The organism is Herbaspirillum robiniae, assembly GCF_002213415.1.
GTDB lineage: Bacteria > Pseudomonadota > Gammaproteobacteria > Burkholderiales > Burkholderiaceae_D > Herbaspirillum > Herbaspirillum robiniae.
The window spans coordinates 24,697-45,591 of sequence record NZ_NJGU01000011.1; the positions used below are offsets into that span (position 1 = coordinate 24,697).

20 protein-coding genes are annotated in these 20,895 nt (G+C 65.5%); 15 read left to right on the forward strand and 5 right to left on the reverse strand.

The genetic code is table 11. The features are described 5' to 3' along the window. Nucleotides 1–171: 171 nt before the first annotated feature. The 6 genes from dusB (at nt 172) to ruvC (ending at nt 5,135) form a co-directional block, all read left to right on the forward strand. Nucleotides 172–1,188 carry a tRNA dihydrouridine synthase DusB gene (gene dusB, locus CEJ42_RS19350; protein WP_088752202.1) on the forward strand — a complete coding sequence of 339 codons (1,017 nt, stop codon included), beginning with the start codon at nt 172–174 and terminating at the stop codon, nt 1,186–1,188. 230 nt (nt 1,189–1,418) lie between these two features. Beyond that, entirely contained in the window at nt 1,419–1,652 is a 234-nt protein-coding gene (locus CEJ42_RS19355; protein ID WP_008117471.1) for a Fis family transcriptional regulator, read from the forward strand. Nucleotides 1,653–1,735: 83 nt separating this feature from the next. Then, complete coding sequence (gene purH, locus CEJ42_RS19360; protein WP_088752203.1) at nt 1,736–3,307, forward strand: bifunctional phosphoribosylaminoimidazolecarboxamide formyltransferase/IMP cyclohydrolase; 1,572 nt, start codon at nt 1,736–1,738, stop codon at nt 3,305–3,307. 196 nt (nt 3,308–3,503) lie between these two features. Next, nucleotides 3,504–3,788: a GIY-YIG nuclease family protein gene (locus CEJ42_RS19365; RefSeq protein WP_088752204.1), complete on the forward strand. Its 285-nt coding sequence runs from the start codon at nt 3,504–3,506 to the stop codon at nt 3,786–3,788. Between the two features lie 124 nt (nt 3,789–3,912). After that, nucleotides 3,913–4,563, forward strand: coding sequence for a glutathione transferase (gene yfcF / locus CEJ42_RS19370; RefSeq protein WP_088752205.1), 651 nt, complete (start codon nt 3,913–3,915; stop codon nt 4,561–4,563). Nucleotides 4,564–4,592: 29 nt separating this feature from the next. Next, entirely contained in the window at nt 4,593–5,135 is a 543-nt protein-coding gene (gene ruvC, locus CEJ42_RS19375) for a crossover junction endodeoxyribonuclease RuvC (protein ID WP_079217034.1), read from the forward strand. A 12-nt stretch (nt 5,136–5,147) separates the two neighbouring features. Here the strand turns inward: ruvC and CEJ42_RS19380 are convergent, their stop codons facing one another. Further along, entirely contained in the window at nt 5,148–6,092 is a 945-nt protein-coding gene (locus CEJ42_RS19380) for a DUF808 domain-containing protein (protein WP_088752206.1), read from the reverse strand. A 143-nt stretch (nt 6,093–6,235) separates the two neighbouring features. On the opposite strand from CEJ42_RS19380, the gene ruvA reads away from it, so the two are divergent. The 4 genes from ruvA (at nt 6,236) to CEJ42_RS19400 (ending at nt 9,473) form a co-directional block, all read left to right on the forward strand. Next, on the forward strand, nt 6,236–6,814 hold the full coding sequence (gene ruvA / locus CEJ42_RS19385) for a Holliday junction branch migration protein RuvA (RefSeq protein ID WP_079217032.1): 579 nt from the start codon (nt 6,236–6,238) through the stop codon (nt 6,812–6,814). Between the two features lie 31 nt (nt 6,815–6,845). Further along, entirely contained in the window at nt 6,846–7,901 is a 1,056-nt protein-coding gene (gene ruvB, locus CEJ42_RS19390) for a Holliday junction branch migration DNA helicase RuvB (RefSeq protein WP_088752207.1), read from the forward strand. A 206-nt stretch (nt 7,902–8,107) separates the two neighbouring features. Continuing rightward, nucleotides 8,108–8,950: a 2-keto-4-pentenoate hydratase gene (locus CEJ42_RS19395; protein ID WP_175354646.1), complete on the forward strand. Its 843-nt coding sequence runs from the start codon at nt 8,108–8,110 to the stop codon at nt 8,948–8,950. Nucleotides 8,951–9,017: 67 nt separating this feature from the next. Further along, nucleotides 9,018–9,473, forward strand: a complete 456-nt coding sequence (locus CEJ42_RS19400) for a YaiI/YqxD family protein (RefSeq protein ID WP_079217029.1) — start codon at nt 9,018–9,020, stop codon at nt 9,471–9,473. A gap of 112 nt (nt 9,474–9,585) precedes the next feature. Here the strand turns inward: CEJ42_RS19400 and CEJ42_RS19405 are convergent, their stop codons facing one another. From CEJ42_RS19405 to CEJ42_RS19420, 4 genes are all read right to left on the reverse strand, one after another. Beyond that, a complete protein-coding gene (locus CEJ42_RS19405; protein WP_088752208.1) occupies nt 9,586–10,041 on the reverse strand; it encodes a DUF2147 domain-containing protein in 456 nt (151 codons plus the stop codon). Nucleotides 10,042–10,235: 194 nt separating this feature from the next. Continuing rightward, nucleotides 10,236–13,046: a valine--tRNA ligase gene (locus CEJ42_RS19410; protein ID WP_088752209.1), complete on the reverse strand. Its 2,811-nt coding sequence runs from the start codon at nt 13,044–13,046 to the stop codon at nt 10,236–10,238. A gap of 168 nt (nt 13,047–13,214) precedes the next feature. Continuing rightward, on the reverse strand, nt 13,215–13,886 hold the full coding sequence (locus tag CEJ42_RS19415) for a flagellar biosynthesis protein (RefSeq protein WP_088752210.1): 672 nt from the start codon (nt 13,884–13,886) through the stop codon (nt 13,215–13,217). A gap of 114 nt (nt 13,887–14,000) precedes the next feature. Then, complete coding sequence (locus tag CEJ42_RS19420; RefSeq protein ID WP_088752211.1) at nt 14,001–14,903, reverse strand: LysR substrate-binding domain-containing protein; 903 nt, start codon at nt 14,901–14,903, stop codon at nt 14,001–14,003. Nucleotides 14,904–15,076: 173 nt separating this feature from the next. Between CEJ42_RS19420 and CEJ42_RS19425 the strand changes: the two genes are divergently transcribed. The 5 genes from CEJ42_RS19425 (at nt 15,077) to CEJ42_RS19445 (ending at nt 20,845) form a co-directional block, all read left to right on the forward strand. Further along, a complete protein-coding gene (locus CEJ42_RS19425) occupies nt 15,077–15,826 on the forward strand; it encodes an SDR family NAD(P)-dependent oxidoreductase (RefSeq protein WP_079217024.1) in 750 nt (249 codons plus the stop codon). A gap of 66 nt (nt 15,827–15,892) precedes the next feature. Further along, entirely contained in the window at nt 15,893–16,741 is an 849-nt protein-coding gene (locus tag CEJ42_RS19430) for a transketolase (protein ID WP_079217023.1), read from the forward strand. Then, on the forward strand, nt 16,738–17,772 hold the full coding sequence (locus CEJ42_RS19435) for a transketolase family protein (protein WP_079217022.1): 1,035 nt from the start codon (nt 16,738–16,740) through the stop codon (nt 17,770–17,772). Before CEJ42_RS19430 ends, CEJ42_RS19435 begins: the two co-directional genes overlap by 4 nt. 134 nt (nt 17,773–17,906) lie before the next feature. Beyond that, nucleotides 17,907–18,950 (forward strand): TRAP transporter substrate-binding protein, encoded by a 1,044-nt coding sequence (locus tag CEJ42_RS19440; protein ID WP_088752212.1) that lies wholly within the window; start codon nt 17,907–17,909, stop codon nt 18,948–18,950. Next, on the forward strand, nt 18,950–20,845 hold the full coding sequence (locus tag CEJ42_RS19445) for a TRAP transporter large permease (protein ID WP_079217020.1): 1,896 nt from the start codon (nt 18,950–18,952) through the stop codon (nt 20,843–20,845). Before CEJ42_RS19440 ends, CEJ42_RS19445 begins: the two co-directional genes overlap by 1 nt. Nucleotides 20,846–20,895 lie beyond the last annotated feature (50 nt).

Consider the following 20,895-nt stretch of genomic DNA (forward strand, 5'->3'; position numbering starts at 1 on the left):
AAAATCTTTTCCTCGCGCCCGCTTGAAGTTTTTGCAACAAGTTGAATCTGCTCAATAAATAATCAGTCCGGAACGCGGCACAAAGATGTAACGATGGCCGAATGTAGTTGGGCGTGGCCCGCAATCGCGCTAAAATAGCGCCCTTTCCCGCTTTTCCCCCTTTCTTGCTCCGTGAACATTGGACCGTATTCCTTGCGAAACAACGTGTTCGTCGCTCCCATGGCGGGAGTGACCGACCGTCCGTTCCGCCAGCTGTGCAAGCAGCTGGGCGCAGGCTACGCCGTGTCCGAAATGGCCGCATCCGACCCCCGGCTGTGGCAGAGCGAAAAGACCTCGCGCCGCATCAACCATGACGGCGAGATGGAGCCCAAGGCGGTGCAGATCGCCGGCGCGGATCCGGAGATGCTGGCGCAAAGCGCGAGGTACAACGTCGAGCGCGGTGCCCAGATCATCGACATCAACATGGGCTGCCCGGTCAAGAAGGTCTGCAACAGTTGGTGCGGTTCGGCCCTGCTGCAGCACGAAGACCTGGTGGCGCGCATCCTGGATGCGGTGGTGGGCGCGGTGGACGTGCCGGTGACGCTGAAATTTCGCACCGGCTGGGACCGCGCCAACAAGAACGCGCTGAAGATCGCGGCGCTGGCCGAACAGGCCGGCATCGCCATGCTGACGCTGCACGGCCGCACGCGCGCCGACGGCTACAGCGGCGAGGCCGAATACGAGACCATCGCCGCGGTCAAGGCCGCGGTGAAGATCCCGGTGGTCGCCAACGGCGACGTCACCACGCCGGAGAAGGCGCGTGAGGTCCTGCGCGTGACCGGCGCCGACGCCGTCATGGTCGGCCGCGCCGCCCAGGGACGGCCGTGGATCTTCCGCGAGATCGACCATTTCCTGCGCACCGGCGAGCACCTGCCGGCGCCGCTGGTGAGCGAGGTCGAGCAGTTGATGGATGAGCACCTGCAGGCGCATTACGCGTTCTACGGCGACTACCTCGGCGTGCGCACGGCGCGCAAGCATATCGGTTGGTATGTGCGCGATTTGCCGGGCGGCGAGCAATTCCGCCGCGGCATGAACCGCATCGAGGACTGCGCCGAGCAATTGAAGGCGGTACGCAATTTCTTCGCGGGACAGGCCGCCTATGGCGAGCGCTTGCAGTACGGGCTCGCCGACATCGCACTGGCGGCCTGAGTTTTCTTCGATCTGCAAAGCATGGGACGCCGGGCAGGGCGGGCAAGTCATTTGGGAAAAGCATGCAGCCGGGATCGTCTTGTCCCGGCGGCAAATAAAACGAATCGGGCGCGCACGGCGCGCAATTGATCAACAGCACGGCGACGCTGCAAACAAACCAGTCCACGGGGGCGCGACATCAGGTCGCGTGCGGCCGCGGCGGCGCCGATAAAAACAGAAGCAGCAAAGCAATGAGCAAAGAAAGCATTGAGGATGTCGTCAAGAAGAGCCTGGAAAAATACTTCCGGGACCTGGGCGAACAATTGCCCACCAACGTCTACGACATGGTCTTGTCGACGGTCGAGAAGCCGGTCTTCGAGACCGTGATGGCGCGCGCCGAGGGCAACCAGTCCCAGGCCGCCGAGATCCTCGGCATCAATCGCAACACGCTGCGCAAGAAGCTGCAGCAGCACGGGTTGCTCTGAGCGGCGTCGGCGGGCCGCGGTCCGCCAGTCGCCCACCAACGGTTTTTTCAGGTTTCCATCTTCCTTACCAAGTCTTGCCTACCATGATCAAACAAGCACTCATTTCCGTATCCGACAAGGCCGGCGTGCTCGACTTCGCTCGCGCGCTGTCGGCCATGGGCGTCAACATCCTGTCCACCGGCGGCACCGCCAAGCTGCTGGCCGACAACGGCGTCCCCGTCACCGAGGTGGCCGACTACACCGGCTTCCCGGAAATGCTGGATGGCCGCGTCAAGACGCTGCATCCCAAGGTGCACGGCGGCATCCTGGCGCGCCGCGACTTCCCCGAGCACGTGGCCGCGCTGGAAAAGCATGCCATCCCGACCATCGACATGGTGGTGGTGAACCTGTACCCGTTCCAGCAGACCGTGGCCAAGCAAGAGTGCTCGCTGGAAGACGCGATCGAGAACATCGACATCGGCGGCCCGGCCATGCTGCGTTCCTCGGCCAAGAACCACAAGGACGTGATCGTGATCTGCGATCCGACCGACTACGAAGGCGTGCTGGCCGACCTGAAGGGCAGCGGCGACCTGCCGTACGAGAAGCGTTTTGCGCTGGCCAAGAAGGTCTTCGCCCACACCGCGCAATACGACGGCGCCATCACCAACTACTTCACCTCGCTGGGCGAAGACAAGCAGCATGCCACCCGCAGCGCCTACCCGGCCACGCTGAACGTGTACTTCGAGAAGGTGCAGGACATGCGCTACGGCGAAAACCCGCACCAGACCGCCGCCTTCTACCGCGACATCAAGAAGGTCGACGGCGCGCTGGCCAACTACACCCAGCTGCAGGGCAAGGAACTGTCCTTCAACAACATCGCCGATGCGGACGCCGCATGGGAATGCGTGAAGAGCTTCGACCCGGCGCTTGAGGCCGCCTGCGTGATCATCAAGCACGCCAACCCCTGCGGCGTGGCCATCGGCGCCAACCCGCTGGAAGCCTACAGCAAGGCCCTGCAGACCGACCCGACCTCGGCCTTCGGCGGCATCATCGCCTTCAACCGCGAAGTCGACGGCGCGGCCGCCGAAGCGGTGGCCAAGCAGTTCCTGGAAGTGCTGATCGCGCCGTCCTTCAGCGACGAGGCGAAGAAGATCTTCGCCGCCAAGCAGAACGTGCGCCTGCTGGAAATCCCGCTCGGCAGCGGTCTGAACGGCTACGACTTCAAGCGCGTCGGCGGCGGCCTGCTGGTGCAGTCGCCCGACGCCAAGAACGTGCTGCTGGCCGACGTCAAGGTGGTCAGCAAGAAGCAGCCGACGCCGCAACAGCTGCAGGACCTGATGTTCGCCTGGCGCGTGGCCAAGTTCGTGAAGTCCAACGCCATCGTGTTCTGCGGCAACGGCATGACGCTGGGCGTCGGCGCCGGCCAGATGAGCCGCATCGACTCTGCCCGCATCGCCTCGATCAAGGCGCAGAACGCCGGCCTGACCCTGGCCGGTTCGGCCGTGGCCTCTGACGCCTTCTTCCCGTTCCGCGACGGCCTGGACGTGGTGGTCGACGCCGGCGCGACCTGCGTGATCCACCCGGGCGGCTCCATGCGCGACCAGGAAGTGATCGACGCCGCCAACGAGCGCGACGTGGTCATGCTGCTGACCGGCACTCGCCACTTCCGTCACTGATCGCGGCACCGCAGTCGCGAATCGCAATATGAAGAGCGCCCGGCATGTCCGGGCGTTTTTCTGTCCGCTTTCGTTTCCGATGTCCCCGTCGTCCCAGCGAAAGCTGGGACCCAGTGACGTTGGCGAAGGCGGAGTCATCCGCTAAATCGGCAAATCCCGATGTCCCAGGCGACACGCCCTGTGTACGCTTGCTGGCATGGCCTACTATGTCTATATTCTCGCCAGCAGGAGAAACGGCGCCTTGTACATCGGCATGACCAACCATCTGCTGCGTCGCGTGCATGAACACAAACAGGGTTTGGTGGCCGGATTCACGCAAAAATACAAGATCAGCAATCTCGTGTATGTTGATGTCTTTGATTCAGCCTACGCCGCCATTACCAGAGAAAAGCAACTAAAAGCCTGGAACCGGGCGTGGAAGATCGCGCTGATACAACAATCCAATCCTTACTGGAATGATTTGTACGGACAGTTCGTTTGATCGCCAAACGTCACTGGGTCCCAGCTTTCGCTGGGACGACGGTGATGAAAATTGCCGTTCCTGAATGTTGCAGCGGTAGTGCCGGGACAGGCCAAAGGCGATACGGACAATCAGGGAGAACACATTGAACACACCGCAATTGCAGCTCTACGTCGACGCCCAGTTCATCAGTCCCTACGCCATGTCGGCCTTCGTCACGCTCACGGAAAAGGGCTTGCCGTTCGAGCTTCTGACCATCGACCTTGCCACGCGCCAGAACCAGGGCGCGGGCTATGCCAGCGTGTCGCTGACGCGCCGCGTGCCGGCCTTGACCGATGGCGATTTCCATCTGGCCGAATCGACCGCGATTTCCGAATACCTGGAGGAGCGCTTCCCGGCGCCGACGCACCAGGCCGTGTATCCGGCCGACGCGCGCCGGCGCGCCAAGGCGCGCGAGGTGCAGGCCTGGCTGCGCAGCGACCTGCTGGCGCTGCGCAAGGAGCGGCCGACCGAGGTGGTGTTCTTTGGCGAAGGTTATGCGCCGCTGTCGGACGCGGCCCGGGCGGCCGCCGACAAGCTGACCGCGGCCGCGCAGATCCTGCTGGAAGGCAAGGACACGCTCTTCGGCCAATGGTGCATCGCCGACACCGATCTCGCGCTGATGCTCAACCGCATGGCCATGCACGGCGACGACCTGCCCGAGCCGCTGCGCGTTTATGCCAGGGCGCAATGGCAACGTCCCTCGGTGCAGCAATGGGTGCGCCAGGCGCAGGCGATGAAGGCGGCCACGCCTTAAGGGCGGCCTGATCGGTTAGACTGGCGGGCATGAAAATCATCGGCATCGACCCCGGCCTGCGCACCACCGGCTTCGGGGTCATCCACAAGCAGGGCAACAAGCTTTCCTACATCGCTTCCGGCACCATCAAGACGCCGGACGGCGACCTGCCTTCACGCCTGAAGGTGATCCTGGCCAGCGTCTCCGAGGTCGTGCGCACTTACACGCCCGACTGCGCGGCGATCGAGAAGGTGTTCGTCAACGTCAACCCGCAATCCACGCTGTTGCTGGGCCAGGCGCGCGGCGCGGCGATCTGCGCGCTGGTTCACAACGACCTGGCGGTGGCCGAATATACGGCCCTGCAGGTCAAGCAGGCGGTGGCCGGCCACGGCAAGGCGCAAAAGGCGCAGGTGCAGGAAATGGTGGCGCGTCTGCTGCAGCTGCCGGGTTTGCCCGGCACCGACGCCGCCGACGCGCTGGGCGTGGCGATTTGCCATGCGCATGGCGGCGACGTGCTGGCCAACCTCGGCGCGCTGGCGCCGGCGCTGGCGAAAAAGGGCATCCGCATGCGCGGCGGCCGGCTGGTCGGCTGAACGCCGCGCCGCTCAGTGCGGCTTCTTCCTCAATCCTGCTATCGCGCGCTGAACCAGCGTCACCCCGGCCAGCACCACCGCGCCCGCCGCCACCCCGAACAAGGCATTGAGCACCGCCGGCGCCAGCGCCGCCAGCACGCCGCCCACGGCGGGCAGCGCCGCCACGCCGGCGGCAGCGGCCTCGATGCCATGGTGGACAAGCGGCAGGCCGTGGGTCAGGATGCCGCCGCCCACCATGAACATGGCGACGGTGCCGATCACCGACAGGCTGCGCATCATCTTCGGCGCCGCCGCCAGGATGGCCCGGCCGACCGCGGCCCGCGCGCGTCCCAGACCGCTCGCGCCGGCCGTGCGCAGCAGGTAGAGTCCGCCGTCGTCGAGCTTGACGATGGCCGCGACGATGCCGTACACCCCGATGGTCATGATCAGCGCGATGCCGGCCAGCACCGTGACCTGCTGCTGCAGCGGCGCGCCGGCGACCGTGCCCAGCGTGATGGCGATGATTTCGGCCGAGAGGATGAAGTCGGTGCGCACCGCGCCCTTGATCTTGTCCTGCTCATACGCCACCGGATCGACCTCTCCCGCCGCCGTGGCGGCGCTCTCGTGGTGTTCCTCCTGGTGCGGCAGGTACTTGTGCGCCAGTTTCTCGAAGCCTTCGAAGCACAGGAAGGCGCCGCCCAGCATCAGCAGCGGCGTCACCGCCCACGGGATGAAGGCGCTGATGGCCAGCGCCGCCGGCACCAGGATGGCCTTGTTCTTCAGCGAACCCTTGGCCACCGCCCACACCACCGGCAACTCGCGCTCGGCCTTCACGCCCGCGACCTGCTGGGCATTGAGCGCCAGGTCGTCGCCCAGCACCCCGGCGGTCTTCTTGGCCGCCATCTTGGTCATCACGGAGACGTCGTCGAGCACCGTGGCGATGTCGTCGATCAATGCGAAGAAGGTGCTGCCGGCCATGCTTGTCCTTTGTTCATGTTATGGGTGCAACCGATGCGCCCGCCCGGTGGCGGGGCCGCCCGGATGATACTGTTTATCCGAACAGTACTGTATCATTCGGTGATTATCACAGACGCTGCACCCTACGCACACCACGCCACGCCATGATCGGTCGCCTCTCCGGAATCCTGTTCGAAAAAAATCCCCCGAACCTGCTGGTCGACTGCAACGGCGTCGGCTACGAAGTGGCGGTGCCGATGAGCACCTTCTACAACCTGCCCGGGCTGGGCGAGAAGGTGGTGCTGCTGACCCACCTGGCCATCCGCGAGGATGCGCACATCCTGTTCGGGTTTGGGACCGCCGAAGAGCGCAACACGTTCAAGGAGCTGATCAAGATTTCCGGCGTCGGCGCGCGCACCGCGCTGGCCATCCTGTCGGGCATGTCGGTGGCCGACCTGGCGCAGGCGGTGACGCTGCAGGAGGCAGGCCGCCTGACGCGCGTGCCCGGCATCGGCAAGAAGACCGCCGAGCGCCTGCTGCTGGAATTGAAGGGCAAGCTCGGCGCCGACCTTGGCGCGGCCGGCGGCGCGGTGCATACCGATGCCTCCGCCGACGTGCTCAACGCGCTGCTGGCGCTGGGCTATTCCGACAAGGAAGCCACGCTGGCCATGAAGCAGGTGCCCAAGGATGCCAGCGTCTCCGACGGCATCAAGCACGCGCTCAAAGCCCTGTCCAAGGCTTGATCGGGCCCGGACGGGAACATAGGATTACGGCATGAGCATTCAGACCGACGACTTCTCCGAACAGCGCATCATCTCCGCCACGCCGGCCTCGGCCAACGAGGAGGCGATCGAGCGCGCCCTGCGGCCCAAGCAGCTCGACGAATACGTCGGCCAGGAAAAGGTGCGCGGCCAGCTGGAGATCTTCATCGCCGCCGCCCGTAACCGCGGCGAGCCGCTCGACCATACGCTGCTGTTCGGGCCGCCCGGCCTGGGCAAGACCACCATGGCGCACATCATCGCGCGCGAGATGGGCGTGAACCTGCGCCAGACCTCCGGCCCGGTGCTGGAGCGCGCCGGCGACCTGGCCGCGCTGTTGACCAACCTGGAAGCCAACGACGTCCTGTTCATCGACGAGATCCACCGCATGTCGCCGGTGGTGGAGGAGATCCTCTACCCGGCGCTGGAGGATTACCAGATCGACATCATGATCGGCGAGGGCCCGGCCGCGCGCTCGGTGCGCCTGGACCTGCAGCCCTTCACGCTGGTAGGCGCCACCACCCGCGCCGGCATGCTGACCAATCCGCTGCGCGACCGCTTCGGCATCGTCGCGCGCCTGGAGTTCTACACCCCGCCCGAGCTGGCGCGCATCGTCACCCGCAGCGCCGGGCTGCTCAACGCGCCCATCGTCGAGGAGGGCGCGCTGGAAATCGCCAAGCGCAGCCGCGGCACTCCGCGTATCGCCAACCGCCTGCTGCGCCGCGTGCGCGACTATGCCGAGGTCAAGGGCCGCGGCGAGATCACGCGCGAGATGGCCGACGCGGCGCTGGTGATGCTGGACGTGGACCCGGTCGGCTTCGACCTGATGGACCGCAAGCTGCTGGAGGCCGTGCTGTTCAAGTTCGGCGGCGGCCCGGTCGGGCTGGATAACCTGGCGGCCGCCATCGGCGAAGAGCGCGACACCATCGAAGACGTGCTGGAGCCCTACCTGATCCAGCAGGGCTACCTGCAGCGCACCCCGCGCGGACGCATCGCCACCTCGGCCGCGTACCAGCATTTCGGCGTCACCGCGCCGCGCACCAGTCCCAACGGCGACCTCTGGGGCGCTTGAGCCCGGCTGTTTGCGGTGCGGAAATACCTGCGATTCCCACTGGTTGCGAGCGATTGTTGCGCTTCAGGAAAGGGCTCTTTACGCGAAACATTTCAATCGTGTGAATTTTTTGCCTGAAGCCGTATAAAGGCGAGTTTTTACTTGTGCAAAAACTAATCGTCATCGACAATGCATAGCTATTCACTATCTTTCGATGTGAGCCTGTCATGCTAATGTCGAGTCAAGCCAGCCGTTACGCGCATCAACTGCTCGATGCGCGGGCCCACTCCAAGCTGATCCCCCTGATCTCCCAGTCCGAGCCGCTGTCCGTCGACGACGCCTACGACATCGCCTACAGCATCCGCAACATCCGCGTGGCCCAAGGCGAGCAACCCATCGGCCGCAAGATCGGTTTCTCCGTGCACAAGGAATGGTCGCGCTACGGCGTCACCGACGACGCGCGCGTGCCGATCTGGGCGCCCGTCTACGACACCACGGTGCGCTTCGCCGAAGACAACCACGGCACGCAGTCGCTGGCCGGGGCGGTGCAACCGCGCATCGAACCCGAGATCGTCTTCAAGCTCGGCAAGACGCCCGCGCCCGACGCCTCGCTGGACGAGCTGGCCGACTGCCTGGAATGGATGGCGCACGGTTTCGAGATCGTTGCCTGCCCGTTCGCCAACTGGGAATTCACGGTGGCCGATTCGATCGCCGCCTTCGGCCTGCACGGCACGCTGATCATCGGCGAGCCGCACGTGCTGTCCTCGGCCACCAAGCACCACCTGCCGCAGATCCTGGCCGGCGCCAGCGTCTCGCTGTCGTGCAATACCGAGACCTCCAGCGTGCTGCGCGCCGCCGGCTTCTGCAACGACGAGATGGACAGCCCCTTGCACGCGCTGTGGCACCTGCACCAGCTGCTGCAGAAGCAGTCGCAGTTCCGCCAGCTGCAGGCCGGCGAGATCATCACCACCGGCACCTGGACCGACGCGTTGCCGATCAAGCCGGGACAAACCTGGATCACCGCCTTTTCCGGCGTGACGCTGCCGGGCCTGACCGTTTCCTTCGTATAAGCTGTTGCTGCCCATGCCGCCGTTTGGCGGCATGGGCTCTTCCTTCTCCTCCTCTTTTCCCTTGCCGATGCAGATCTGGGTAGATGCCGACGCCTGTCCCGGCGTGATCAAGGACATGCTGTTTCGCGTGGCCGACCGCACCGGCATCATGGTGACGCTGGTGGCCAACCGCGCGCTGCGCACGCCGCCGTCGCGGCACATCCGCTCGGTCGTGGTGCCGGCCGGCTTCGACGTGGCCGACAACGAGATCGTGCGCCTCACCCAGCCCGGCGACCTGGTCATCACCGCCGACATCCCCCTGGCAGCGGCCGTGGTGGAGAAGGACGCCACGGCGCTCAACCCGCGCGGCGAGCTCTATACCCGGGCCAACATCGGCCAGCACCTGAGCATGCGCAACTTCATGGAAGAGCTGCGCAGCAGCGGCATGGAAACCGGCGGCCCGGCGGCCTTCAGCGCGGGCGACGGGCGCGCGTTCGCGCGTGAACTGGATCGTTTCGTGCAACGCGCCGGACCGGCGCGCTGAGCGTAGATGCGCGGCACGGCGCGCGGCGGCGGCATCGCAAATGAAAAACGGCAACGAGATATTCGTTGCCGTTTTTTTTTGAAGAGAGCCTGGCAGCGGCCGGCGCGCCGGCTTAATCCTCGCGCACCCAGGTCTGCGTGCGGCCCAGCATCGGCATGCCGATATAGCCGCGCACGTTGAGCTTCCTGCCGTCTTCGACGACGGTCAACTTGCTCTTGTAGAGCTTGCCGTTGGCCGGGTCCAGGATCTGGCCGCCGCTGTATTCGTCGCCGTCCTTCTTCAGGCCGGAGAGGATGGTCATGCCGACGATGGGCTGGTCTTTCAGCTCGCCTTCGCACTTCTGGCATACCGGGTTCTGGTCTTCTTCGGGCGCGCGGAACAGCTTCTCGATCTTGCCGGAGAGCTCGCCGTTGTTCTCGGTGATACGGATCAGCGCCTTCGGTTTGCCGGTGGCGTCGTCGATGTTCTTCCACAGGCCGACCGGCGAGCCGTCGGCGAGCGCGCAGGCCGAGGCGGTGAGCAGGGCGGCGAGCATGCCCAGGCGGGCAAGGGTGGGACGTGCGTTCATGGTTGTCTCCTGTCAATATCGTTGGGGGATAAAAGCACGGTTGTTCTAATTTTTATCGTCCAGTGTAGGGCATGGCGGGGAGGGCGGCAAGTGGATCCGGCGTCGTACGCCGGAACTCGCAAAAGCGGGAAGCCAATAAAAAACGCCGCCGCCCGCAAGGGCGACGGCGTCTGCAGGAAAGCCAGGCCGAACGCTTACTTCAGCTTGGCCAGCTGTTCCTTCACCTTCTCCAGCGTGGCGCCGAAGTTGGCCACGCGTTCCTTCTCCTGCGCCACCACCGCTTCAGGCGCGCGCGCCACGAAGCTTTCGTTGGACAGCTTGCCGTTGGCCTTGGCGATCTCGCCGGTCAGGCGCGCGACTTCCTTGGTGAGGCGCTCGCGCTCGGCGGCGACGTCGATCTCCACCTTCAGCATCAGCTTGACCTCGCCGACGATGGCCACCGGTGCCGGCGACTCCGGCAGCTGGGCCACCACCTGGGCTTCCGACAGGCGCACCAGGCCCTGCAGGTAAGGCAGGAAGGACTCGATGGCGGCCGTGTCGGCGGCTTCCACGATCAGCGGCACGCGCAGCGACGGCGCCAGTTGCATCTCGCCACGCAGGTTGCGGCAGGCGTCGGTGTAGGCCTTGAACTGGGCGACCCAGGCTTCGGCTTCGGCGTCGATCTTCTCCAGGTCCGGGCGCGGATACGGCTGGCGCATGATGGAGTCGCCTGCAGGGTCCAGCTTCTTGTCGGTCATCGGCGCGACCGTCTGCCACAACTGCTCGGTGATGAAGGGCAGCACCGGATGCGCCAGGCGCAGGATCACTTCCAGCACGCGCAGCAACGTGCGGCGGGTGGCGCGCTGTTGCGCTTCGTTGCCGCTCTGGATCTGGGCCTTGGCCATTTCCAGGTACCAGTCGCAGTACTCGTCCCAGACGAACTTGTAGATCGCGGTGGCGATGTTGTCGAAGCGGTAGTCGGCGAAGCCCTTCTCCACTTCGGCCTCGGTGCGCTGCAGCAGCGACACGATCCAGCGGTCGGCCTGCGAGAACTGCAGGTAGCTCTTGTCGCACACGCCTTTTTCATGGCCGTCGAAACCGCAGTCCTGGCCTTCGGTGTTCATCAGCACGAAGCGGGTGGCGTTCCACAGCTTGTTGCAGAAGTTGCGATAGCCTTCGCAGCGGTTCAGGTCGAAGTTGATATTGCGGCCCAGCGTCGCCAGCGAGGCGAAGGTGAAGCGCAGCGCATCGGTGCCGAAGGCCGGGATGCCGTCGGCGAATTCCTTGCGGGTGGCCTTCTCGATGCTGGTCGCCTGCTTGGGATTCATCAGGCCGACGGTGCGCTTGGCCACCAGCTCGTCCACGCCGATGCCGTCGATCAGGTCGATCGGGTCCAGCGTGTTGCCCTTGGACTTGGACATCTTCTGGCCGCTGCCGTCGCGCACCAGGCCGTGCACGTAGACGGTGTCGAACGGCACCTTGCCGGTGAAGTGCGTGGTCATCATGACCATGCGCGCCACCCAGAAGAAGATGATGTCGAAGCCCGTCACCAGCACCGACGAAGGCAGGAACAGCTTGTAGTCCGGCGTCTCTTCCGGCCAGCCCAGCGTGGAGAACGGCACCAGCGCCGAGGAGAACCAGGTATCCAGCACGTCTTCGTCGCGCTTGACCGATTTGCCGCCGGCCTGCGCGCGCGCTTCCTCTTCGGTGCGCGCGACGTAGATGCCGCCGTCTTCGTCGTACCAGGCCGGGATCTGGTGGCCCCACCACAGCTGGCGGGAGATACACCAGTCCTGGATGTTGTTGAGCCACTGGTTGTAGGTGTTGCTCCAGTTTTCCGGCACGAACTTGATTTCGCCCGAGGCGACCTTGTCCAGCGCGGTTTCGGCGATCGACTTGCCGGGGAAGAAGGTGCCTTCCGGCGCCGGCTTGCTCATCGCCACGAACCACTGGTCGGTCAGCATCGGCTCGATCACCACGCCGGTACGGTCGCCGCGCGGCACCATCAGCTTGTGCGGCTTGACCAGCTCCAGCAGGCCCAGCGCCTCGAGGTCGGCGACGATCTGCTTGCGCGCCTCGAAGCGGTCCAGGCCGCGGTATTTCTCGGGGCTGTTCTCGTTGATCTTTGCGTCCAGCGTGAACACGCTGATCTTCTCCAGGTTGTGGCGTGCGCCGACCTGGTAGTCGTTGAAGTCGTGCGCCGGCGTGATCTTCACGCAGCCGGTGCCGAATTCCTTGTCGACGTATTCATCCTTGATGATGGGGATCTCGCGGCCCACCAGCGGCAGCTTGAGCATCTTGCCCACCAGCGCGGCGTAGCGCTCGTCGGTCGGATCCACCGCCACGGCGACGTCGCCCAGCATGGTTTCCGGACGGGTGGTGGCGACCGTGATGGTGCCGCTGCCGTCAGCCAGCGGGTACTTGATGTGCCACATGGAGCCGTCTTCTTCTTCCGACACCACTTCCAGGTCCGACACGGCGGTGCCCAGCACCGGGTCCCAGTTCACCAGGCGCTTGCCGCGGTAGATCAGGCCCTGCTCGTACAGGCGCACGAACACTTCGGTGACGGCCTTGGACATCTTCGGGTCCATCGTGAAGTATTCACGATCCCAGTCGGTCGAGGCGCCCATGCGGCGCATCTGGCCGGTGATGGTGGAGCCGGATTTTTCCTTCCACTCCCACACCTTCTCGATGAACTTCTCGCGGCCGAGGTCATGGCGCGATACCTTCTGCGCGTCCAGCTGGCGCTCCACCACGATCTGGGTGGCGATGCCGGCGTGGTCGGTGCCGGGGATCCAGGCGGTGTTGTAGCCGCGCATGCGGTAGTAGCGCGTCAGGCCGTCCATGATGGTCTGGTTGAACGCGTGACCCATGTGCAGCGTGCCCGTCACGTTCGGCGGCGGCAGCTGGATCGAGAACGACGGCTTTTCAGCATCGGTGGTGGCGGCGAAATAACCGCGCTTTTCCCATTCCTCGCGCCAGAATTTCTCAATCTCGGCGGGCTCGAACGATTTGGCTAATTCCATGATTTGACGTGTGTTTTTGCGAAACCGTCCATTATAAGGGAGGGCATGCCAAACCGGCGAAACGGGCTACACCGGCGGCGCAACTTGGCAACAGGACTTGTGTTATCCACAGGGCAATAAAAAACGGGAGCCGCGCAGGGCTCCCGTTCCAGGACCGGCGAACCGGGATCAGTTCAGGTCGTCGAAACGTCCCGCGGCTTCGGTGCGGTACTTCACCAGCGCCTTGTCGATATCCTCGATCCAGGTGCCTTCGGTGACGGCCATGTGGTTCTCCGAGGTTTCGACGCTGATCACGATGGGCAGGCGCCTGTTTTCCACCACCAGGTCGGTCGAGATCTGGGTGCCGACGGTGACGGCCCAGAAGCCCGGCGTGAACCAGGCCCAGAACTTCTTCACATGAGCGTCCATGACGATGGGCGAGCTGCCCGCATCGGCGGCATTCTCGGCCACCTTGAAGCCGGCCTGCTGCAGGCTCGCGGTCAGGTTCTTGCGCATCACCTGGCGCACCGTCATGCCGTTTTCCAGCAGCACGTCGCCCAGCGCCTTGCCGAAGCCATTGCGCTTGCGCCCGATCGCGCGGGCCTTGATGTCATCGGCGCTCTTGGCCGAACCTTCGAAACCCAGCGAAGGCGTGCTCGGCGAGGACGGCGCCTCCTCGAATACGCGCTCGTCGGTCACGCTGCGCAGCAGGACGGTCTTGTTCTTGGAGGCCGTCGCCGCGGCGGTGGCCGGGACGGCGGGTTCGCTCAGCTTGACTTCGCTGCGGCTGGTGGCGCAGCCGACCAGGGCGACGCAAATGGCGGCGAGGATGCCGGACTTCAGTGCTTGCAAGTTGCTCATGATTCCCCTTGTTATTTGACTTTGATATGTGCCGCAAAAGCGGCAGCGAGCACTATACGCAACTTGATGAAAATTTACATCGGCGTTTGATTTGCGCGCCGGTCTTCCGCATATTTACGATGACTTGCGATCCCGCTCCGCATCCACCTGCTGCGCCATCCAGTCCGTGAACCGCTTCACCTTCGGCCACTTCCCGTGCGTGGCGGGATACACCAGGTGGTGCGCATGCACCCGTATGCTCTTGCGGTCGGCGAACAGCGGCACCAGGCGGCCTTCGTCGAGCAGGCCCCGGGCCAGCCAGGCGCTGTCGAGCGCGATGCCCAGGCCCTGCACCGCGGCCTCGATGGCGAGGTAGGCGCGGTCGAAGCTCAGCGCGTAATGGCTGGGGCTGACGTCGATACCGTGCGCGGCGAACCATTGCGGCCACTGCACCAGGTTCACCTCCGAAAAGATCAGGCTCTCCTGCAGCAGCTGCTGCGGGTTGCGCAGCTGCAGGCGTTGGGCCATGGCCGGGCTGACCATGGGCATGATCTCTTCGGTGAAGATGGTTTCCACATGCAGGTCGGCCCAGCGCACGGCGCCGTAACGCACATCGAGGTCGATCTCCCCGCGCGAAAAATCGGAATGCATGTGCGAGGCCGAGAGCCGGATGCGGATGTCCGGATGCTCGCGCATGAAATGCGGCAGGCGCGGCATCAGCCACAGGCTGGCGAAGCTGGGCGAGGCATGCACACGCAGCACTTCGATGCCGTCGTCGGCGCGCGCGCTTTGCGCCGCGCTGGCGATCAGCGCCAGCGCGCCCGACAGCGTCTGCTGGTAGCGCTCGCCGGCGGCGGTCAGCACCACGCCGCGCGAGGTGCGTTCAAACAGTTTCAGGCCGACGAAATTCTCCAGGTTGCTGATCTGGTGGCTGACCGCCGACGGCGTCAGGTTGAGCTCTTCGGCGGCCTTGCTGATGTTGGCGTGGCGGGCCACGACCTCGAAGGCGATGACCGCCTTCAGCGGGGGCAGGTGCATGGGTGTCTCCCTGTGCGGCTTCGTTGTTCTGTTATGAAAATAATTCAAAGCGCTTTGAGGAATTCTAGCTTGCTGGTGCCATGGGCGGGTGAAATACTGCCCTCGCTGCCCCAGCCATCGAAGAAATCTAACGCAAGGGGCCGGCATGACAACCATAACGCCAGGAGACAAGCGTGTTACTCAAAGACAAGATCGCCGTCATCACCGGCGCGGCTTCCGCGCGCGGCATCGGCAAGGCTGTGGCGCGGCTGTTCGCGCAGCAGGGCGGCCGCGTGGCCATTCTCGACCTCGATGAAGGCGCGGCCGCCGCGGCCGCCGCCGATATCGGCCCCGGCCACATCGGCCTGGCCTGCGACGTCACCGCCCGCGGCGACTGCGAGCGCGCGGCGCAGGAAGTCATCCGGCGCCTGGGCCACGTCGACATCCTCGTCAACAACGCCGGCATCACGCAGCCGCTGAAGATCATGGACATCGCCCCGGAGAACTACGAGGCCGTCACCGACGTCTCGCTGCGCGGCACGCTCTACATGAGCCAGGCGCTGATTCCGCACATGCGCTCGCGCCGCAGCGGTTCCATCGTCTGCCTGTCGTCGGTGTCGGCGCAGCGCGGCGGCGGCATCTTCGGCGGGCCGCACTACTCGGCGGCCAAGGCCGGCGTGCTGGGCCTGGCGCGCGCCATGGCGCGCGAGCTGGGGCCGGACAACATCCGCGTCAATTCGCTCACGCCCGGCCTGATCCTGACCGACATCACCGGCGGCAAGCTGACCGAGCAGATGAAAACCGAGATCCTCAAGGGGATCCCGCTGAACCGCCTGGGCGAGGCGCAGGACGTGGCCAACAGCTGCCTGTTCCTGGCCAGCGAGCTGTCGTCCTATCTCACCGGCGTCACCCTGGATGTGAACGGCGGCATGCTGATCCACTGAGCGGGCGTCGCGCCTACTTTCCATTCCAACCTGCAGTTTCCTGTCACCTTTGAGGAGAGCCATCTCATGCAAAGCAGTGAATCACGCACGCCGCACGTTCCCTTGTCCGAGCGCGCCTACCGTATCCGCAAGAACGCGCTGCGCATGGGCGAGATCCAGGGCCAGGGCTATATCGCCCAGGCGCTGGGCATCGCCGACGTGCTGGCCGTGGCCTATTTCCACGCCTTGCGCTACAAGCCGGAAGACCCGCACTGGGAGCCACGCGACCGCTTCCTGCTGTCCATCGGCCACTACGCCATCGCGCTGTATTCGGTGCTGATCGAAGCCGGCGTGCTGCCGGCGGACGAACTCGATACCTACGGCTGCGACGACAGCCGGCTGCCGATGTCGGGCATGGCCGCCTATACGCCGGGCATGGAAATCACCGGCGGCTCGCTGGGCCAGGGCTTGTCGGTGGCGGTGGGCATGGCGCTGGGCCTGAAGCGCAAGTCCTCCAAATCCTTCATCTACAACCTGCTGTCGGACGGCGAGCTCGACGAAGGCTCGACCTGGGAGGCGGCGATGTCGGCCGCGCACTGGAAGCTGGACAACCTCATCGCCATCGTCGACGTCAACAACCAGCAGGCCGACGGCCCCTCAAAGAGCGTGCTCAACTTCGAGCCGCTGAAGGAGAAGTGGGAAGCCTTCGGCTGGTATGTGCAGCGCGTGGACGGCAACAACATGAAGGAGGTGGTCACCGCCTTCGACCGCGCGCGCGTGCTGGCCGAGGCCAAGCCGCGCATGATCATCTGCGATACCAAGATGTGCAAGGGCGTGCCTTTCCTCGAAGGGCGCGAGAAGAATCACTTCATCCGTGTCGATCCCGACGAGTGGACGCTGGCGCTCGACACCCTCTACGTTGGGAGCGACGCATGAACCAGCCGCTGAAAAAAGAACAGCTGCAGCCCCAGGGCAAGGCCGGCGCGGGCAAGCGCCTGACGACCTCGGCCATGATCGCCTCGATCGCCGGCGAAGGCCAGGCCACGCGGCCGGCGCCGTTCGGCCACGCGCTGGCCGAGCTGGCCAGGACGCGCCAGGACATCGTCGGCATGACCGCCGACCTGGCCAAGTACACCGACCTGCACATCTTCGCCAAGGAGCATCCGGAACGCTTCTATGAGATGGGCATGGCCGAGCAGCTGCTGATGGGCGCGGCCGCCGGCATGGCGCGCGAAGGCATGGTGCCGTTCGCCACCACCTACGCCGTGTTCGCCTCGCGCCGCGCCTACGACTTCATCTGCATGGCCATCGCCGAGGAAAGCCTGAACGTGAAGATCGTCTGCGCGCTGCCCGGCCTGACCACCGGCTACGGCCCCAGCCACCAGGCCACCGACGACCTGGCGATCATGCGGGCCATGCCCAACCTGACCGTGGTCGACCCCTGCGACGCGCTGGACATCGAGCAGGCGGTGCCGGCCATCGCCGAGCACCAGGGGCCGGTCTACATGCGCCTGCTGCGCGGCGCGGTGCCGGCGGTGCTGGACGAATACAACTACAAGTTCGAACTGGGGCGCGCCAAGATGATCCGCGACGGCCGCGACGTGCTGATCATCTCCAGCGGCCTGATGACCATGCGCGCGCTGGAGGCGGCCAAGCTGCTGCACAAGGACAGCGTGGACGTCGGCGTGCTGCACGTGCCGACCATCAAGCCGCTGGACGTGGAGACCATCCGCCGCGAGGCCGCGAAGTCCGGTCGCATGGTGGTGGTGGCGGAGAACCATTCGGTGGTCGGCGGCCTGGGCGAGGCGGTGGCCGGCGAGCTCATGCGCGCCAACATCCGCCCGCCGGCGTTTCGCCAGATCGCCTTGCCGGACGCCTTCCTCGACGCCGGCGCGCTGCCCACGCTGCATGACCGCTACCGCATCTCGGCGGCGGTCATGGCGCAGGACATCAAGTCCTGGCTGTAGCGGTTCCACCATGCATTCCGCGGCGGCCGGCGCAATGCCCGCCGCCGGCGGCGCCTCATCCTTTCGCTTCAGATCCAGGCAGGACAGCTATGCAGTAGAGACAAAAAATAATTCCTAAAACCAAGGAGACAGACATGAAGGACACCAAGGCATTGACCCCGAGCGGGCAGACCCGCCGCAAGCTGCTCACCTGTGGCGCCGTCGGCGCCGCCCTGCCGATGTCGGCCTGGGTGGCCAGGTATGCGCACGCCGCCGAGTTCAACCTCAAGTACGCCACCGGCCAGGACCCGACCCATCCGGTCAACACCCGCGCGCAGGAAGCCATCACGCGCATCCGCGAAGCCACCAACGGCCGCGTCGACATCAAGCTGTTTCCGGCCAACCAGCTCGGCTCCGACACCGACCTGCTGGCCCAGGTGCGCAACGGCGGCGTGGAGTTCCTGACGCTGTCGTCTTCCATCCTGGCCACCGCCGTGCCGGCCTCGGGCATCTTCAACACCGGCTTCGCCTTCGCCAACTACGACGAGGTGTGGAAGGCGGTCGACGGCGACCTCGGCAAATACGTCTACGGCCAGATCGACAAGGTCGGCATCATGAGCATGTCGCGCGCCTGGAACAACGGCTTCCGCCAGATCACATCCTCCACCAAGCCGGTGCGCACGCCGGCCGACCTGCAAGGCATGAAGCTGCGCGTGCCGCCGGCGCCCATCCTCACGTCGCTGTTCCAGGCGCTGGGCGCGGGGCCTACGCCGATCAACTTCAACGAGGTGTATTCTTCGCTGCAGACCAAGCTGGTGGAAGGGCAGGAGAACCCGCTGCCCATCATCGCCACCGCGCGCCTGTACGAGGTGCAGAAGTACTGCAGCATGACCAGCCACGTGTGGGACGCCTACCTGGTGCTGGGCAACAAGCGCGCCGTGCAGAAGCTGCCCAAGGAGGTGCAGGAAGTCATCATGCGCGAGATCGACCGCGCCGCGCAGGATCAGCGCAACGACATCGCGCTGCTCAACGATTCGCTGCGCAAGGATCTCTCCGGCAAGAACCTGCAGTTCTTCGACGTCGACAAGACGGCCTTCCGCGACGCGCTGCGCAAGTCCAGCTTCTACAAGGACTGGAAGGCCAAGTTCGGCGACCAGGCCTGGAAGATCCTGCAGCAGTCGGCCGGGGAGCTGGCGTAATGGGCGCCGTGCATCCGGCGGCGCCGCATGCGCACGGCCTTGCCGGCAGCGCCGGCGACGCCTCCGGCGAGAAGCGCTGGCTGGCCTCGCTGGAGCGCGCGCTGGGTTATGTGATCGAGGTGCCCGCCGTGATCGCGGTGGTGGCCGAGGTGGTGATCCTGCTGGCCGCCGTGATCTGGCGCTTCTGCCTGCACCAGCCGCTGGTGTGGGCCGACGAGCTGGCCTCGACCGTGTTCCTGTGGCTGGCCATGTTCGGCGCTGCGGCGGCGCTGCGGCGCGGTGAGCACATGCGCATGACGGCGCTGGTGGCGCGCTGTTCGCCGGAGTGGCGCGCGCGCATGGAAACCCTGGCGGTGGCCACGCCTTGCCTGTTCATCGCCATGCTGCTGTGGCCGGCCTTCGAATACGCCGAGGGCGAATGGCTGATCGAGACGCCCGCGCTGGGCATCCCGGGCACCATCCGCGAGGCGGCCCTGGCGGTGGGCTGCGTGCTGATGATCGCGGTCTCGGTGCTGCGCCTGTTGCGCCATCGCACGCGCAACCTCGCCTACGTCGCCGGCGCGCTGGCGCTGGTGGCGGCCGCGCTGTACCTGGCCGCGCCCACGCTGCAGGGCATGGGCAACTGGAACCTGGGCTTCTTCTTCGTGCTGCTGCTGGCCGCGGGCGTGCTGTGCGGCGTGCCGATCGCCTTCTGCTTCGGCATGGCCACCCTGTGCTACCTGATGTGCACCACCTCCACGCCGCTGGAAGTGGTGCCGGGCCGCATCAACGAAGGCATGAGCTCGCTGATCCTGCTGGCGGTGCCGCTGTTCATCCTGCTCGGGCAACTGATCGAGATGACGCAGATGGCCAAGGCCATGGTGGCCTTCCTCGCCTCGCTGCTGGGCCATGTGCGCGGCGGCCTGTCGTATGTGCTGCTGGGCGCGATGATGCTGGTCTCGGGCATCTCCGGCGCCAAGACGGCGGACATGGCGGCGGTGGCGCCGGTGCTGTTTCCGGAGATGAAAAAGCGCGGCATGGAAGAGGGCGAGCTGGTGTCGCTGCTGGCCGCCTCCGGCGCCATGGCCGAGACCATCCCGCCGTCGCTGGTGCTGATCACCATCGGTTCGGTCACCGGCGTGTCGATCGCCGCGCTGTTTACCGGCGGGCTGCTGCCGGGCGTGGTGCTGGCCGTGGCGCTGGCGGTGCTGGCGCGCCAGCGCATCTCGGAGAGCAACCTGAAGGACGTCAAGCGCGCCTCCTTCGACGTGGTGCTGCGCACCTTCGTGGTGGCGCTGCCGGCGCTGGCCATTCCGGTGCTGATCCGCTCGGCCGTGGTCGAGGGCGTGGCCACCGCCACTGAAGTCTCCACCATCGGCATCGCCTACACCATCGTGGTGGGCATCCTGGTCTACCGCAAGTTCGACCTGCGGCGGGTCTATCCGATGCTGGTGGAGACGGCCGCGCTGGCAGGCGCCATCCTGTTCATCATCGGCACCGCGACCTGCATGGCCTGGGCGCTGACGCAGTCGGGCTTCTCGCATTCGCTGGCGCAGATGATGGCGCAGATGCCCGGCGGCAAGTGGGGCTTCCTGCTGATCTCGATTGTCACCTTCATCGTGCTGGGCAGCGTGCTGGAAGGCATTCCGGCGATGGTGCTGTTCGGGCCGCTGCTGTTCCCGATCGCGCGCCAGCTGGGCGTGCACGAGGTGCACTACGCGATGGTGGTGATCTTGGCCATGGGCATCGGCCTGTTCGCGCCGCCGTTCGGGCTGGGCTACTACAGCGCCTGCACCATCGGCCGCGTCAGTCCGGACGCCGGCATGCGCAAGATCTGGCCCTATCTCGGCGCGCTGTTCGCGGCGCTGCTGGTGGTGGCGGCCATTCCGTGGATCTCTATCGGTTTCCTCGGATAGTCGGTATTGGTGCAGTGCAAGTGTTGCGGGCGCGGAGGATAGGTGTAGAA

What these genes read in the sequence shown, in the direction of transcription:
- CEJ42_RS19415 (WP_088752210.1), bottom strand. Translation starts at nt 13,886, where the DNA reads ATGAGCAACTTGCAAGCACTGAAGTCCGGCATCCTCGCCGCCATTTGC.
- CEJ42_RS19445 (WP_079217020.1), top strand. Translation starts at nt 18,950, where the DNA reads ATGGGCGCCGTGCATCCGGCGGCGCCGCATGCGCACGGCCTTGCCGGC.
- CEJ42_RS19440 (WP_088752212.1), top strand. Translation starts at nt 17,907, where the DNA reads ATGAAGGACACCAAGGCATTGACCCCGAGCGGGCAGACCCGCCGCAAG.
- ruvA (WP_079217032.1), top strand. Translation starts at nt 6,236, where the DNA reads ATGATCGGTCGCCTCTCCGGAATCCTGTTCGAAAAAAATCCCCCGAAC.
- CEJ42_RS19410 (WP_088752209.1), bottom strand. Translation starts at nt 13,046, where the DNA reads ATGGAATTAGCCAAATCGTTCGAGCCCGCCGAGATTGAGAAATTCTGG.
- CEJ42_RS19365 (WP_088752204.1), top strand. Translation starts at nt 3,504, where the DNA reads ATGGCCTACTATGTCTATATTCTCGCCAGCAGGAGAAACGGCGCCTTG.
- CEJ42_RS19430 (WP_079217023.1), top strand. Translation starts at nt 15,893, where the DNA reads ATGCAAAGCAGTGAATCACGCACGCCGCACGTTCCCTTGTCCGAGCGC.
- CEJ42_RS19355 (WP_008117471.1), top strand. Translation starts at nt 1,419, where the DNA reads ATGAGCAAAGAAAGCATTGAGGATGTCGTCAAGAAGAGCCTGGAAAAA.
- CEJ42_RS19395 (WP_175354646.1), top strand. Translation starts at nt 8,108, where the DNA reads ATGCTAATGTCGAGTCAAGCCAGCCGTTACGCGCATCAACTGCTCGAT.
- ruvC (WP_079217034.1), top strand. Translation starts at nt 4,593, where the DNA reads ATGAAAATCATCGGCATCGACCCCGGCCTGCGCACCACCGGCTTCGGG.
- CEJ42_RS19400 (WP_079217029.1), top strand. Translation starts at nt 9,018, where the DNA reads ATGCAGATCTGGGTAGATGCCGACGCCTGTCCCGGCGTGATCAAGGAC.
- CEJ42_RS19420 (WP_088752211.1), bottom strand. Translation starts at nt 14,903, where the DNA reads ATGCACCTGCCCCCGCTGAAGGCGGTCATCGCCTTCGAGGTCGTGGCC.
- CEJ42_RS19435 (WP_079217022.1), top strand. Translation starts at nt 16,738, where the DNA reads ATGAACCAGCCGCTGAAAAAAGAACAGCTGCAGCCCCAGGGCAAGGCC.
- CEJ42_RS19405 (WP_088752208.1), bottom strand. Translation starts at nt 10,041, where the DNA reads ATGAACGCACGTCCCACCCTTGCCCGCCTGGGCATGCTCGCCGCCCTG.
- CEJ42_RS19380 (WP_088752206.1), bottom strand. Translation starts at nt 6,092, where the DNA reads ATGGCCGGCAGCACCTTCTTCGCATTGATCGACGACATCGCCACGGTG.
- purH (WP_088752203.1), top strand. Translation starts at nt 1,736, where the DNA reads ATGATCAAACAAGCACTCATTTCCGTATCCGACAAGGCCGGCGTGCTC.
- ruvB (WP_088752207.1), top strand. Translation starts at nt 6,846, where the DNA reads ATGAGCATTCAGACCGACGACTTCTCCGAACAGCGCATCATCTCCGCC.